The sequence below is a fragment of the Pseudomonas idahonensis genome, assembly GCF_037903935.1.
Classification (GTDB): domain Bacteria; phylum Pseudomonadota; class Gammaproteobacteria; order Pseudomonadales; family Pseudomonadaceae; genus Aquipseudomonas; species Aquipseudomonas danubii.
Genome location: NZ_CP149586.1, coordinates 3,297,821 through 3,310,225 on the forward strand (window position 1 = coordinate 3,297,821; position 12,405 = coordinate 3,310,225).

The window sequence follows — 12,405 nt, forward strand, 5'->3', positions numbered from 1 at the left end:
AGGAGAAAACCACATGCTCAGTGCGCACTTGAGTGAATGGCTGGATGCCCAGGCCCAGGCGCTGGACCAGGGTCACTGCGATCCCCAGCAGGTACTCGCTCGACTGGCCGGGGCCGACGTGCTGCGGGTCGGCATCGACCAGGAACTGGGGGGCAGCGGCGGCGACCTGACCGATGCCCTGGAAGTCATGGCCGCGGTGGCCAGTCATTCCCTGGCGGCCGCCTTCGTGTTCTGGGGTCAGCGGGCCTTTATCGAATACCTGCTGCACAGTCCCAACCAGGCGCTGCGCGAGCGCTTGCTGCCCTCGTTGCTCAGTGGCGAGCTGGCCGGGGCCACCGGGCTGTCCAACGCCATGAAATTCCTGTCCGGAATCGAGGCGCTGCAAGTCAAGGCCCGGGACCAGGGCCAGGGCTGGAGCCTCAACGGCCGCCTGCACTGGGTCACCAACCTGCGCAAGAGCGGTTTTGTGGTGGCGGCGGCCATCGAGCACGAGGAGGGCGGTGCGCCCTTTATCCTGGCGATCCCCGATGCCTTGCCCGGGCTGCAGCGCTCCGACGATCTGCAACTGATGGGCCTGCAATCGAGCAACACCGCGGCCCTGGACTTGAGTCAGGTGCAGGTTCCGCGAGACTGGCTGCTGCACGAGGACGCCCGAGTCTTCCTGCCGGCCGTGCGCCCGGCCTTTCTCGGTCTGCAATGTGCCCTGGCCATCGGCCTGGCGCGCCGGGCCCTCAGGGAAGTGGAAAGCCATGTCCAGGGCGCCCGCTCGATTCTCATGGAGCCGTTGCACGAGCAGCGCCAGCACCTGGAACAGACCGTTGCCGAGCTCAAGGAGGGTCTGCTCGACGGGCGTTTCCTGACCCAGCCCGCAGCGCTGTTCCGGGTGCGCATCGCCTTGGCCGAGGCCACTGCCAACGCCGTGCAACTGGAGTTGCAGGCCAGCGGTGGCAAGGCCTACCTCAATGAATTCGGCAGCGGCTTTGCCCGGCGCTGGCGCGAGTCGGCCTTTGTGCCCATCGTCACGCCAAGCCTGGTGCAATTGCGTGCCGAACTGCAGCGCCAGGCGCGTAACGCAGCATGAGCGCGTTGTTGAATGCGCAGAACATCAGCCTGGGCTATCCCGGGGCCGAGGGCTGGCACGCGGTGCTGGAGGACTTCGAGCTGCAACTGCAAGCCGGCGAAGTGGTGTCCATCCTCGGCCCCAGCGGTGTCGGCAAGTCCAGCCTGTTGCGGGTCCTGGCCGGCCTGCAGCAGCCCCACAAGGGACAGGTCAGCCTGTTGGGCGAGGTGCTCAGCGGTCCTCATCCTCGGGTCGCGGTGGCCTTCCAGGACCCCAGCCTGTTGCCTTGGCTGACCCTGGAGCACAACGTCGCCTTCGGCCTGGATTTTGCCCGCCAGCCGCACTTGAGCCAGACGCAGCGTCAGGCCCGTATCGACCACGCCATCGCCGCCGTTGGCCTGGACCATGCCCGTCGACAGTACCCGGCCCAGCTCTCCGGCGGCATGGCCCAGCGCACGGCCCTGGCCCGCTGCCTGGCCCGGCAGCCGCAAGTCTTGCTGTTGGACGAACCCTTCGGCGCCCTGGACGAGGTGACCCGGGCCGACATGCAGCAACTGCTGCTCAAGGTGATCGGCCAGCACCGCACGGCTGCGCTGCTGATCACCCACGACATCGACGAAGCCCTGCTGTTGTCCGATCGGGTGCTGCTACTGGGTAACAGCCCGGCGCGCACCCTCGGCCAGTGGCACATCGACCTGCCGGCGCCCCGTGCCGAACGGATCGAGGAACTGGGCGCCTTGCGTATCGAGATTCTCAAAACCCTTCGGCGGGCGAGCCGCAACCCCCTTAATTCCCCATTGCCTGCACCGTCGGAGATTGACCATGTGCCTGGACGACTTCACCCACACGCGTCGTGACTTCCTCAAACTCAGCGCGCTGCTGACCGCCGGCGGCGCCTTGCCGCTGCTCAACAGCCTGCACGCCCGCGCCGCCCAGGAGCCGGATGCGCCAGTGCGCATCGGCTACCTGCCGATCACCGACGCCACGCCGTTGTTGGTGGCCCACAACAACGGCCTGTTCGAGGCCGAGGGCATCAAGGCCGAACGCCCGGTGCTGCTGCGCAGCTGGGCGCAGGTGATCGAGGCGTTCATTTCCGGGCAGGTCAATGTCATTCACCTGCTGTCGCCGATGACCGTCTGGGCCCGCTACGGCAGCCGGGTGCCGGCCAAGGTGGTGGCCTGGAACCATGTCGGCGGCTCCGGCCTGACCGTGGCCCCGGGCATTACCGAGATCAAGCAATTGGCGGGAAAGTCGGTGGCGATTCCGTTCTGGTACTCGATCCACAACGTGGTGGTGCAACAACTGTTTCGCGACAACGGCCTGGTGCCGGTGAGCAAGGCCGCCGGCAGCGCCCTGGGCGCCAACGAGGTCAACCTGCTGGTGCTGCCGCCATCGGACATGCCGCCGGCCCTGGCCAGCCAGCGCATTGCCGGCTACATCGTCGCCGAGCCCTTCAACGCCCTGGCCGAAGAGCTCAAGGTGGGGCGGGTACAGCGCTTTACCGGGGATGTCTGGCGCAATCACGCCTGCTGCGTGGTGTTCATGCATGAGCACGACCTGAACAACCGCCCCGAGTGGTCGCAGAAAGTGGTCAACGCCATCGTCAAGGCCCAGCTCTGGACCCGGGACCACCGCGCCGAGGCTGCGCAGTTGCTGTCCAAGGACGGCAGCAATCGCTACACGCCCCATGCGCCTCAGGTGCTCAATCGAGTGCTGGCGCCGGCGGCCAGCGACCGTGAGGCTTATCTGGCCAGCGGCGCGATCCAGCACAGCCACTGGGACGAGTCGCGCATCGACTTCCAGCCGTATCCGTTTCCCAGTTACACCGAGGAATTGGTCAAGCGCCTCAAGGACACCCTGATCGAGGGCGACAAGGGCTTTCTCGCCAACCTCGACCCGGCGCACACCGCCCAGGATCTGGTGGACGATCGCTTTGTGCGCAACGCCATCGCCGCAGTGGGCGGGCTCAAGGCGTTCGGTCTGGCAGACAGCTTCGAACGCAGCGAGGAGTTTGGTCTTTGATGGGCAAGCAACCTTCCTCCCTGAGCCATTGGGTCCTGGGCCTGGCGGGGCTGCTGAGCCTGCTGCTGGGCTGGTGGCTGGGGGTGCACCTGCTGGGGGACGGCAACGGCCTGGCGGCGCGTTTCTCCCCCGAGGCGACCTTCGCCAGCCTGGTGGAACTGCTGGGGCGCGGCGAGCTGTATGAGCATGTGCTGTTGAGCCTCAAGCGCATCTTGGTAGGGCTGCTCCTGGCCTTGCTGATCGGTGTGCCCCTGGGCCTGCTGGTGGGTAGCTACCGGCACCTGGAGGCGGCGACCACCCCGGCGTTCCAGTTCTTGCGGATGATCTCGCCGCTGTCCTGGATGCCCGTGGTGGTGATGCTGATGGGGGTAGGGGACCAACCGATCTACTTCCTCCTGGCGTTTGCCGCCCTGTGGCCGATCCTGCTCAACACCGCGGCCGGCGTGCGTCAACTGGACCCGCGCTGGCTGCAACTGAGCCGCAGCCTCAGCGCCACCCGCTGGGAAACCTTGCGCAAGGTGATCTTGCCCGGGGTGGTGGGGCATGTCCTGACCGGGGTGCGACTGTCCATCGGCATTCTCTGGATCGTCCTGGTGCCCTGCGAAATGCTCGGTGTCAGCGCCGGCCTGGGCTACTTCATCCTCGACACCCGGGACCGCCTGGCCTACTCGGAACTGATGGCCATGGTGCTGCTGATCGGCGTGCTCGGGTTTGCCCTCGACGCCCTTGCCCGTGGCCTGCACCGACGCTGGTCCCATGCCTGATCCGGCTCCCTCTCCCGCAGGCGCCGGCTTGTCGGCGAACAGGGCATGGAGACAGTCGTGCGTGCCGCCACGCCTTCAAGCCGGGTCAGCGCTGCTCTGCTCCGGCTGAACCTGGGCCTGACGGGCCTCTTGCAGCAGGTTCACCCACTCCTCGGCAAAGCGGTGACAGTCCCCCGGCCAGCGCGCAGTCAGTAGATTGCGGTCGCGGACCACAAAGCCGCGCTCGGGGTGCTGCGCCGAATCCCGGCGCGGCAGCCAGGGCCCGGAAAGAAAATCCGCCGGGCTGGCCAGTGCCTGCTTGATCTCTTGCTCGACGCTGTGGTCGTAGGTGCGGTAATAGCGCCCCAGCCACGGCGCGGTGACGATCCAGGCCGCCAGTTCCATGGGCCCGGCGAGCAGGGCGGTGACCTTGCGCCCGTAGAGCACCGAGCGGCCGCTGTCGGGGTCGATGCAGCGGGCCAGCGCGAGTGGGCCGTGACACACCGCGGCCACGGGTTTGTCGGCCTTGAAGAACGCCAGGATGATTCGCCTCACATCCGCGGACTCCAGCAGGCTGCGCATGCCCCGGGCATGCCCGCCCGGAATCAGCAGGCCCTCGAAGGCTTGCGGATCGACGTCGGCATAGTTCAGGGGGCTGAGAAACGCCGGGTCGCGGGTCATGCTGTGGTAGTGCTCAAGGTCGGCGGTCGGGGTCATCAACAGCGGATTGAGTGGGCCGAAGCCCAGGCTCACCAGGCGCGAGTCGGCGTAGGCCGGGAACCCCAGGGGCGTGGCGAATTGTGCGTCAAAACCCGCGTCCCTGGCGGCCTGCCAGGGCAGGCTGCTTTCGGTGGGGTCGTAGTCGGCGTGGGGCAGCAGGATCAGGATCATGGCGCGTGCTCGCAGCACAAAGGGTGCGCTGCAGGTTAGCAGCCCCTGGCGTGCGTGCAGGCGCTCATGGCACGCCGCTGGCGCAGCGTGTCATGGCTGCCCACTTGGCCGCTCACTTGGCTGCCACGGCGGCGCGGGTGCGTTCGATCTCTTGCACCAGGCCGTCGATGCGTTGCAGCTGCTCGCGGTTGTCGTGGTCCCAGGGATGGAAGCCCGGCTTGAAGAATTGCAGCCAGGGCAGGGCGATGCGCGGGAACACGCCCTTGGGACCGTAGAGGTACTTGATCACCTGCCACAGGCCGCGCCAGTGACCACCGCGACGGCGGTCGGCGATGAGCATGCGCACATGGAAGTCGAACACCACCAGCCAGAAGGTCAGGGTGGTGAAGAGCATGGTCCCGGTGCGGATCAGGTAGCGCTTGGGCCCGGGCTTGAGCACGCTGTTAAAGACGTCGTAGGACACCGATTTGTGTTCGGTTTCCTCCAGGGCGTGCCACAGCCACATCTGCCGATAGCCTTCCACCGAATCGCCGAAGCGACTAGGGTCGCGCAGCAGCAGGTCGGCAAGGATCGCCGTGTAGTGTTCCAGGGCCACGGTGATGGCCAGGTTGAAGGCCGCGGGGAAGTGTTTTTTCTGGAAGTCGAGGATCATCCGCAGCCGCCGATCCAGTAAATGGGCCGGCAGCCCGGCGTCCTGCAGCAAGTCGTTGTAGCGCACGTGCTCGCGGCTGTGCATGGCTTCCTGGCCGATGAAGCCCTGGATCTCGCGCTTGAGCTCGGGGTCGTGAATCTGCTCGCGGTAGTGGCGCACGCTGTCCATGAAGAACAGTTCGCCGGCAGGAAACAGCAGGGACAGGGCATTGAAGAAGTGGCTCACGTGGCTGCCTTGTTCGTGCCAGTCGCAGGCACGTTCGGCAGGCAGTTCGACCTGGATGTCGCGGCGGATGGGCAGCATGGCTGGCGCTCCTCTAGACATGAAATGGGTACGCGGCGCTACAGGCCGCGCTCGTCCTGGGCCTCGTAGACTGCCGGCCGTTCCTGGCCCGGCTTGGGCGCCATGCGCCGGCTGATCCACACCACCAGGGCCTGATAGGCGCCGGGCAGCAGGCGCACCAGCAGATCGAGGAAGTGCGCGTCGCGGCCGATCAGCACCCGGCGCTTGTTTTTGCGCACCCCGTGCAGGATCACCTTGGCGGCGGTTTCGGCGCCGGTGATGAAGAGCTTTTCGAAGTCATCCCGGGCCTGCTGTTCGTTGTCGATCAGGAAGCCCTTGACGTTGTCGCTGATGCGGCTGCTGCGGGCGATGTCGGTACGGATGCCGCCCGGGTGCACGCAGGTGGCGGAGACGCCGTTGCCTTGCAGGTCCAGCTCCTGGCGCAGGGATTCGGTAAAGCCGCGTACGGCGAACTTGGTGGCGTTGTAGCCGCTCATGCCCGGTTGGGAGAACAGGCCGAAGACGCTGGAGGTGTTGATGATATGGCCGTCGCCGGATTGCTTGAGGTAGGGCAGGAAGGCCTGGGTGCCGTGGACCACGCCCCAGAAATTGACGTCGACGATCCACTCCAGGTCCGCCAGGCTCGAACCTTCCACGGTGCTGGACAGGGCCACGCCGGCATTGTTGAAGATCAGGTTGATCTGCCCGTGTTCGGCGGCGCTGGCGGCGGCCCAGGCGAACATCGCTTGGCGGTCGCCGACGTCCAGTTCCTGGCTGCTGATGCGCAATGGCAGCAAGGTCGCGGCCCGGGCCTGGGTCACGGTCTGGGCCAGTCCCTGGGGGTTCTTGTCGGCCAGGGCCAGGTGGCAACCCTCGCGGGCCAGGGCAATGGCCAGGGCACGACCCATGCCGGAGGCGGCGCCGGTGATGGCCGCGACTTTACCGTTAAAATTTTTCATCGATGGCGGCCTCTTGCAGGTTCAACGGGCGCGCTGCGGCCGGCGTGGCGGCAGTCCCGGGGTGGAGCAGGTGAGTGGTCAGGTAGTCCTGGAGCTGGAAGTGCTGCACGGTCTTCCTGAAGCTCCAGGTAGAGCCGGGCCAGAGGGTGGTGTTCTGGCCGCTGCGGGGGTCCAGGTACCAGCTGCGGCAACCGCCGGTGGACCAGATGGCCCCTGCCAGGCGCTGTTGCAGACGCTGGTTGTACTGGCTCTCGACCTGGGGCTTGACCTCCAGGCTGGCGATGCCGTCCAGGCGCATCCGCTCCAGGGCCTTGAGGATGTAGTCCACCTGAGCCTCGATCATCAGGATCATCGAGTTGTGCCCAAGACCGGTGTTGGGGCCGACGATCATGAACAAGTTGGGAAAGCCCGGCAGGCAGGTGCCGAGGTAGGCATGGGCGCCCCCGGACCAGGCGTCCATCAGGTCCTGGCCCCGACGGCCGAACAGCAGGCCCTGGGGAATCGGGTCGGTGGCCTGGAAGCCGGTGCCGAAGATGATGCAGTCCACCGGGTGGCGGGTGCCGTCGGCGGTGATCACGGCATCGCTGTCGATGCGCTGGATGGCATCGCTGATGACCCCCACATTGCCCCGGGACAGGGCCGGGTAGTAATCGTTGGAAATCAGGATGCGCTTGCAGCCGATGGTGTAGTCGGGCGTCAGGCGTTGGCGCAGGAGCGGATCGGCGACTTGCTTGCGCAGGTGCCGCAGGGCCACGCGCTGTACCACTTTCATCAGTTTCGGCCTGCGGGCGAAGGCAATCACCCGGCTTTCCAGGGCCCAGTACAGCGCCGAGCGCACCAGTCGCTGGGTGAAGGGCAGGTGCTTGAAGGCCCAGCGTTCGGCCGCGCTGAGCTGGCGGTCGGGCTTGGGCATGATCCACGGCGGGGTGCGCTGGAACAGCTTGAGCTGCGCCACCTGGGGAGCGATTTTCGGGACGAACTGAATGGCACTGGCGCCCGTGCCTATGACCGCCACGCGCTTGCCTTGCAGGGAGTAGCGATGGTCCCACTGCTGGGAGTGAAAGCGCTTGCCAGTGAAGGTGTCCAGGCCGGGAATCTGCGGGATCGCCGGACGCGAAAGGCCGCCCATGCCGGACACCAGCACCCGCGCGCTGACCTTGCGGCCATTGCCGAACCTCAGTTGCCAGCGCTCTGAAACCTCATCGAAGACCGCTTGTTCCAGGCCCATGTTGAAGTGCAGAAAGGGCGCCAGGGCGAAGTCCCTGGCGCAGTTCTCCAGGTACTCGCGGATTTCTGCCTGGGGCGCGAACTGCCGGGTCCAGTTGGGGTTGGGTGCGAAGGAAAAGGAGTAAACGTGGGATTGCACGTCGCAGGCGCAGCCGGGGTAGTGATTGTCACGCCAGGTGCCCCCCAGGGACGCGGCTTGTTCGGCGACCAGGAAGTCTTGCAGCCCGGCTTGCTTGAGCTTGATCGCCATGCACAGCCCGGCGAAACCGGCGCCGATGATGGCGATGTCAACGACCTCGGGGTCGTTGGGTGGCGAGTACGCATTCATGGTGTGTACCTCGATTGTGGTGACGCTTGGGGTGACTTTCGTCGGTGAGTGAAACCTCAGGATTGCACAATTTAAAATAATGTTTTAAAAATTAATTTAAATAAATCACCTGAAAAAGTCACCTACGCCATTCGCTTGTGGATCTTGCAGGGCTCATCCGGAGCTGGGATGAGACGCCACAGGCAGTACCGGGCCAAGGCGACAGCCACTGCGGCGGATCATCCTGGTCCTGCCGCGAGGCGCAGGGAAGCTGGGGGGACGGGTTATGCAGTGGCTGGTAGCGGCGGCGGTATTTCTGGCGGTCAGCGCGGTGCTATGGGGGGTGAGCTTGCGTATCAACCGCAGGATCGAACGTCAGGTGCCGATCAACGGACGCTTTCTCGAAGTCGGCGGTGAACGCCTGCACTACACCGACGAGGGCCGCGGCCCGGCACTGCTGATGATCCATGGCCTGTCCGGCTGCGGTCGCAACCTGACCCATTCCCTGGCGCCGCAACTGCGCGAACGGTTCCGGGTGATCACCCTCGACCGCCCCGGTTCAGGCTATTCCACTCGGGCCCGCGGTGCGGCGGCGGACCTGCCGGCCCAGGCCAGCCTGGTGGCCAAGTTCATTCGCACCCTGGACCTGGGGCAGCCGCTGGTACTCGGGCATTCCCTGGGCGGCGCCGTGGCCCTGTCTTTGGCGCTGGATCATCCGCAATCGGTGTCCGGGCTGATCCTGGTGGCGCCCTTGACTCATCCGCAACGCATGCTGCCCTGGGTGTTCCTGTCCCTGGGAGTACGTCCGGCCTTCCTGCGTCGCTGGATGTCCCTGACCCTGGCGGCGCCCATGGCGATGCTCGGTCGTCGCGGTCTGGTGAAGGCGATATTCGCCCCGGACCCGGTTCCCGAGGACTTTGCCGAGCGTGGCGGCGGCTTGTTGGGGATGCGTTCGGATAACTTCTATAACGCCTCCAGCGAGATCGCGGTGGTCAATCGCGCCTTGCCGGGCATGGTCAAGCGCTACCCCAGCCTGAAGCTGCCGGTGGGGCTGATCTATGGTTCGGCGGACTCGATACTCAATTACCGCCGGCATGGCGAGGCCATGGTGGGCAAGGTGCCTGGGTTGCAACTTGAGATCGTTCCAGGTCGGGGGCACATGCTGCCCATCAGCGCCGTCGAGCGAGTGGTGGCCATGGTCGAGCACATTGCTGCACAAGCCGCACCACAGCGCAGCGCCACCGTGCTGCGCCCGCCGTTCGCGGCATCCCGAGCAGGCTAGGGGCGTTGTAGGTGGCGATTGCGATCGTCGCGCAACGACTCTGGCAGCAGCTGTAAAGGCTTCACGGGCGACATTCAAAACAGGCCGAGAAAATAGTTGACGAGCTAACGAACCCGAGCTATTTTTTTTAAAAAAATGTTTTGAATGTTTTTTTTGAAAGTGCAATTGAGCGATTAAAATAATGAAAATAACGCCATTTCACGCTTTTGTTTTTTCATCTGTTCACGCTCCCTACAGCGCCGTCGCGCTGTCCTCTATGGCACCCCTGCCGACGGCCATCCTGCGGAGGCTGCCATGACTGTCTCCGTGGCGGCACCCGGCGTCTGGACCGATGGCAAGCGTCACCTCTGGTGGCTGGGCACCTTGCCGATGATCACCCCTTTGCTCGCAGGCCTGTTCGCACTGATCACCGGTGTCCAGGTGTTCTGGTGGAGCGGGGTGGTGGTGATCTTCGGCCTGATTCCCCTGATTGACGGCCTGCTTGGAGAGGACGCCAGCAACCCGCCGGAATCCGCGGTTCCCGATCTGGAAAAACAACCCTACTACCGTTTCATCGTCTACAGCTGCGCCGTGCTCTCGGTGGTGTCCCTGGTAGTCACCGCCTGGATGGCCATCAAGGGGGTCGACTGGATCATGGCCGGTGGCTTGTTGCAGCTTAGTGAACAGCTGCACCTGCAGGGCAGCCTGGCGAGCTTCGCGACCTTCCTGACCGAACGTGCGCAACTGCATGGCAGCGTCGGTTGGTTCACTTACCTGGGCATGGCCATGTCCACGGGTGCCGCCACCGGTATCGCCATCAACATTGCCCATGAGCTGGGGCACAAGAACCGCGGGATGTCCAAGTTCCTGGCCAAGCTGGCCCTGGCCTCGACTTTCTACGGGCACTTCTTCGTCGAACACAACCGTGGTCACCACGTGCGCGTGGCAACCCCTGAAGATCCCGCCAGCTCTCGTCTTGGCGAATCCTTCTGGAGTTTCCTGCCGCGTACTGTGTGGTTCAGCCTGCGCTCGGCCTGGCACCTGGAAAGCGAGCGCCTGCACAAACTCGGGCTGCCGACCCTGCACTGGAAGAACGGCGTGCTCAGTGCCTGGCTGTACAGCGTGGTGCTCTGGGGCGTGCTGATCGCCTGGCTCGGCGCGGCAGTGATTCCCTTCCTGGTGATCCAGGGCATCTACGGTTTCTCCCTGCTGGAAGTGGTGAACTACGTCGAGCACTACGGTCTGCTGCGGCAGAAACAGCCCAACGGCCGGTATGAGCGCTGCTCGCCGCGTCATTCCTGGAACAGCAACCGCATCGTCACCAACATCTTCCTGTTCCAGCTGCAGCGTCACTCTGACCACCATGCCAACCCGACCCGTTCCTACCAGGCCTTGCGCCACTTCGACGAGTCCCCGCAACTGCCCTATGGCTACGCCACCATGATCGTCTGGGCCTATGTGCCGGCGCTCTGGCGGCGACTGATGGACCACCGGGTCCTGGCCCATTACTCGGGGGATGTGCGGTTGGCCAACCTGCATCCGGCCAAGCGTGCCGAACTGCTCAAGCAATACGGTTTCACCGACACCGATTGAGACACCGCTCTTTAGTTGGACCGCTCACCTCTTCAAGTGCCCGTGAACCGCCTGCGTTTGCCTGCTTGAAGGGTGAGCCCCGAATACAGAAGTCCTTGAACACGTTGACCGACAACAACAATAAGCAACTGTAAGGAAGTCACGGATGTCTATTTCACCTCTGCTCGCTGCCCGTCTGTTCGTGGTCATGCTGGGTGTGTCACTGATGGGCGCTGCCGATGCGGCGCGCATCGAGCCGGCCAACACCGAGTTCACCGCCAAGGGGCCCATCAGCTTCGCCAAAAGCATCATCAATGCCGACTGCACCATCCAGGTCAGCGGCAAGGTCAGCCCCGACGGCAGCTTCGCCAGCGTCGAGAAAGTCGACTTCAGCGGCGGCCTCAAGTGTGGCCAGGTGGAAGCCACGCACCTGCCCTGGAAGCTGATTGCCAAGGATGAAACCAGCGGCGCCATGTCCGGCATCCAGGTCACCGTACACGCCCCCCTGGTGGGCGGCGATTGCGGGCCGAGCACCGCCGAAGGCAGTTGGAACAACCGCACCGGCAAGCTGGAGGCGACCCAGGTCAGCCTTGAGGGCGGCTGCACCATCAAGACCGTATCGATCCAGATGCCGCCCACGTTCCGGGTTGCGCCCTGATTCACAACAGATTCCATGGAGGGACGCTGATGAACGTGCGATCAAGTAGTCCGAAAGCGCCGGCAGTTCAAGCCCGGTCGGTATCGCCATAGCGTGCTCCAGCACCGAATTCGGTCGAACTGGAGAGCCGATGGCGTCATCGACACCCTGGCAAGGCTGATAACCCCCTGGCAACTGCCTGTTGCCTAAATCTTGAGGAAAACAACAATGCAAAGCATCAAGACTCTGGTATCCGTAGCTTCTTTCGCCATCTGCCTGGGCGCCGCGTCGATGGCCAACGCTGCCACCATTGCACCTGCCGGTGCGTCCTTCTCGGCACCGGGCACCATCTCGGTGTCTTCGCCGGCATCGTTTGGGATTCCGGTCAATTGCAACATCAACTTCACCGGTACCGTGGCGGCCAACGGCTCCAGTGCTTCGATCACCAACGCGACCGTCAGTGGCAGCAACTCGCTGTGCGGCGTGCCGGTTCTGCTGAACCTGCCTTGGACCCTGACCGCCTCCAGCGCTACCGCAGGCACCGTGACCGGGGTCAACTTCAAGATCCTCTCCAACTGCAGCAGCACGCCGGTGACCATCAACGCCACCTGGAACAACGCCACCAACACCCTGAGCATTCCTTCGGCGCAAACCGTCGGCAGTTGCAAAATCACGGCGTTGAGCGTCAAGCCGAACCCAGCCTTCACCGTAACCCCTTGAAGTTGATCTGACTTCAGCCTGTTGATCACTTGCTGAAAAAACAGGCGCCTCGTTTGAGGCGCCTGTTGCAAC

At 64.5% G+C, this 12,405-nt stretch carries 12 protein-coding genes; 8 read left to right on the forward strand and 4 right to left on the reverse strand.

What is annotated here, in order from left to right:
• The first annotated feature begins 13 nt into the window (after nucleotides 1–13).
• From WIN67_RS14970 to WIN67_RS14985, 4 genes are read left to right on the forward strand one after another with little or no spacing between them, the layout of a single operon-like run.
• Complete coding sequence (locus tag WIN67_RS14970) at nucleotides 14–1,081, forward strand: acyl-CoA dehydrogenase family protein (RefSeq protein ID WP_265074830.1); 1,068 nt, start codon at nucleotides 14–16, stop codon at nucleotides 1,079–1,081.
• A complete protein-coding gene (locus WIN67_RS14975; protein ID WP_265074831.1) occupies nucleotides 1,078–1,917 on the forward strand; it encodes an ABC transporter ATP-binding protein in 840 nt (279 codons plus the stop codon). Before WIN67_RS14970 ends, WIN67_RS14975 begins: the two co-directional genes overlap by 4 nt.
• Entirely contained in the window at nucleotides 1,883–3,082 is a 1,200-nt protein-coding gene (locus tag WIN67_RS14980; protein WP_102879425.1) for an ABC transporter substrate-binding protein, read from the forward strand. Before WIN67_RS14975 ends, WIN67_RS14980 begins: the two co-directional genes overlap by 35 nt.
• Nucleotides 3,082–3,846, forward strand: coding sequence for an ABC transporter permease (locus tag WIN67_RS14985; RefSeq protein ID WP_339071603.1), 765 nt, complete (start codon nucleotides 3,082–3,084; stop codon nucleotides 3,844–3,846). The genes WIN67_RS14980 and WIN67_RS14985 overlap by 1 nt, the downstream gene beginning before the upstream one ends.
• 75 nt (nucleotides 3,847–3,921) lie before the next feature.
• On the opposite strand, the gene WIN67_RS14990 is transcribed toward WIN67_RS14985, so the two are convergent.
• The 4 genes from WIN67_RS14990 to WIN67_RS15005 form a co-directional block, all read right to left on the reverse strand.
• On the reverse strand, nucleotides 3,922–4,716 hold the full coding sequence (locus WIN67_RS14990; RefSeq protein WP_339071605.1) for a type 1 glutamine amidotransferase domain-containing protein: 795 nt from the start codon (nucleotides 4,714–4,716) through the stop codon (nucleotides 3,922–3,924).
• A gap of 112 nt (nucleotides 4,717–4,828) precedes the next feature.
• A complete protein-coding gene (locus tag WIN67_RS14995) occupies nucleotides 4,829–5,671 on the reverse strand; it encodes a metal-dependent hydrolase (RefSeq protein WP_102865109.1) in 843 nt (280 codons plus the stop codon).
• A 38-nt stretch (nucleotides 5,672–5,709) separates the two neighbouring features.
• Nucleotides 5,710–6,609: an SDR family NAD(P)-dependent oxidoreductase gene (locus tag WIN67_RS15000; RefSeq protein ID WP_102865108.1), complete on the reverse strand. Its 900-nt coding sequence runs from the start codon at nucleotides 6,607–6,609 to the stop codon at nucleotides 5,710–5,712.
• Complete coding sequence (locus tag WIN67_RS15005) at nucleotides 6,596–8,164, reverse strand: NAD(P)/FAD-dependent oxidoreductase (protein WP_339071606.1); 1,569 nt, start codon at nucleotides 8,162–8,164, stop codon at nucleotides 6,596–6,598. Before WIN67_RS15005 ends, WIN67_RS15000 begins: the two co-directional genes overlap by 14 nt.
• Before the next feature lie 265 nt (nucleotides 8,165–8,429).
• Between WIN67_RS15005 and WIN67_RS15010 the strand changes: the two genes are divergently transcribed.
• The 4 genes from WIN67_RS15010 to praB all read left to right on the forward strand — a co-directional run bounded on the left by WIN67_RS15010 (nucleotide 8,430) and on the right by praB (nucleotide 12,333).
• The gene (locus WIN67_RS15010) at nucleotides 8,430–9,425 is read left to right on the forward strand and encodes an alpha/beta hydrolase (protein WP_339071607.1); all 996 of its coding nucleotides are present in this window, start codon (nucleotides 8,430–8,432) and stop codon (nucleotides 9,423–9,425) included.
• 294 nt (nucleotides 9,426–9,719) lie between these two features.
• Nucleotides 9,720–10,997 (forward strand): alkane 1-monooxygenase, encoded by a 1,278-nt coding sequence (locus tag WIN67_RS15015; protein ID WP_339071608.1) that lies wholly within the window; start codon nucleotides 9,720–9,722, stop codon nucleotides 10,995–10,997.
• Nucleotides 10,998–11,142: 145 nt separating this feature from the next.
• Nucleotides 11,143–11,634 carry an alkane oxidation protein activator PraA gene (gene praA / locus WIN67_RS15020; RefSeq protein ID WP_102865104.1) on the forward strand — a complete coding sequence of 164 codons (492 nt, stop codon included), beginning with the start codon at nucleotides 11,143–11,145 and terminating at the stop codon, nucleotides 11,632–11,634.
• A gap of 207 nt (nucleotides 11,635–11,841) precedes the next feature.
• The gene (gene praB, locus WIN67_RS15025; RefSeq protein WP_339071611.1) at nucleotides 11,842–12,333 is read left to right on the forward strand and encodes an alkane oxidation protein activator PraB; all 492 of its coding nucleotides are present in this window, start codon (nucleotides 11,842–11,844) and stop codon (nucleotides 12,331–12,333) included.
• Nucleotides 12,334–12,405: the final 72 nt, after the last annotated feature.

Excerpts from the sequence above, each read along its gene's own strand:
- WIN67_RS14970 (WP_265074830.1), top strand. The coding sequence starts at position 14 with ATGCTCAGTGCGCACTTGAGTGAATGGCTGGATGCCCAGGCCCAGGCG.
- WIN67_RS14975 (WP_265074831.1), top strand. The coding sequence starts at position 1,078 with ATGAGCGCGTTGTTGAATGCGCAGAACATCAGCCTGGGCTATCCCGGG.
- WIN67_RS14980 (WP_102879425.1), top strand. The coding sequence starts at position 1,883 with ATGTGCCTGGACGACTTCACCCACACGCGTCGTGACTTCCTCAAACTC.
- WIN67_RS14985 (WP_339071603.1), top strand. The coding sequence starts at position 3,082 with ATGGGCAAGCAACCTTCCTCCCTGAGCCATTGGGTCCTGGGCCTGGCG.
- WIN67_RS14990 (WP_339071605.1), bottom strand. The coding sequence starts at position 4,716 with ATGATCCTGATCCTGCTGCCCCACGCCGACTACGACCCCACCGAAAGC.
- WIN67_RS14995 (WP_102865109.1), bottom strand. The coding sequence starts at position 5,671 with ATGCTGCCCATCCGCCGCGACATCCAGGTCGAACTGCCTGCCGAACGT.
- WIN67_RS15000 (WP_102865108.1), bottom strand. The coding sequence starts at position 6,609 with ATGAAAAATTTTAACGGTAAAGTCGCGGCCATCACCGGCGCCGCCTCC.
- WIN67_RS15005 (WP_339071606.1), bottom strand. The coding sequence starts at position 8,164 with ATGAATGCGTACTCGCCACCCAACGACCCCGAGGTCGTTGACATCGCC.
- WIN67_RS15010 (WP_339071607.1), top strand. The coding sequence starts at position 8,430 with ATGCAGTGGCTGGTAGCGGCGGCGGTATTTCTGGCGGTCAGCGCGGTG.
- WIN67_RS15015 (WP_339071608.1), top strand. The coding sequence starts at position 9,720 with ATGACTGTCTCCGTGGCGGCACCCGGCGTCTGGACCGATGGCAAGCGT.
- praA (WP_102865104.1), top strand. The coding sequence starts at position 11,143 with ATGTCTATTTCACCTCTGCTCGCTGCCCGTCTGTTCGTGGTCATGCTG.
- praB (WP_339071611.1), top strand. The coding sequence starts at position 11,842 with ATGCAAAGCATCAAGACTCTGGTATCCGTAGCTTCTTTCGCCATCTGC.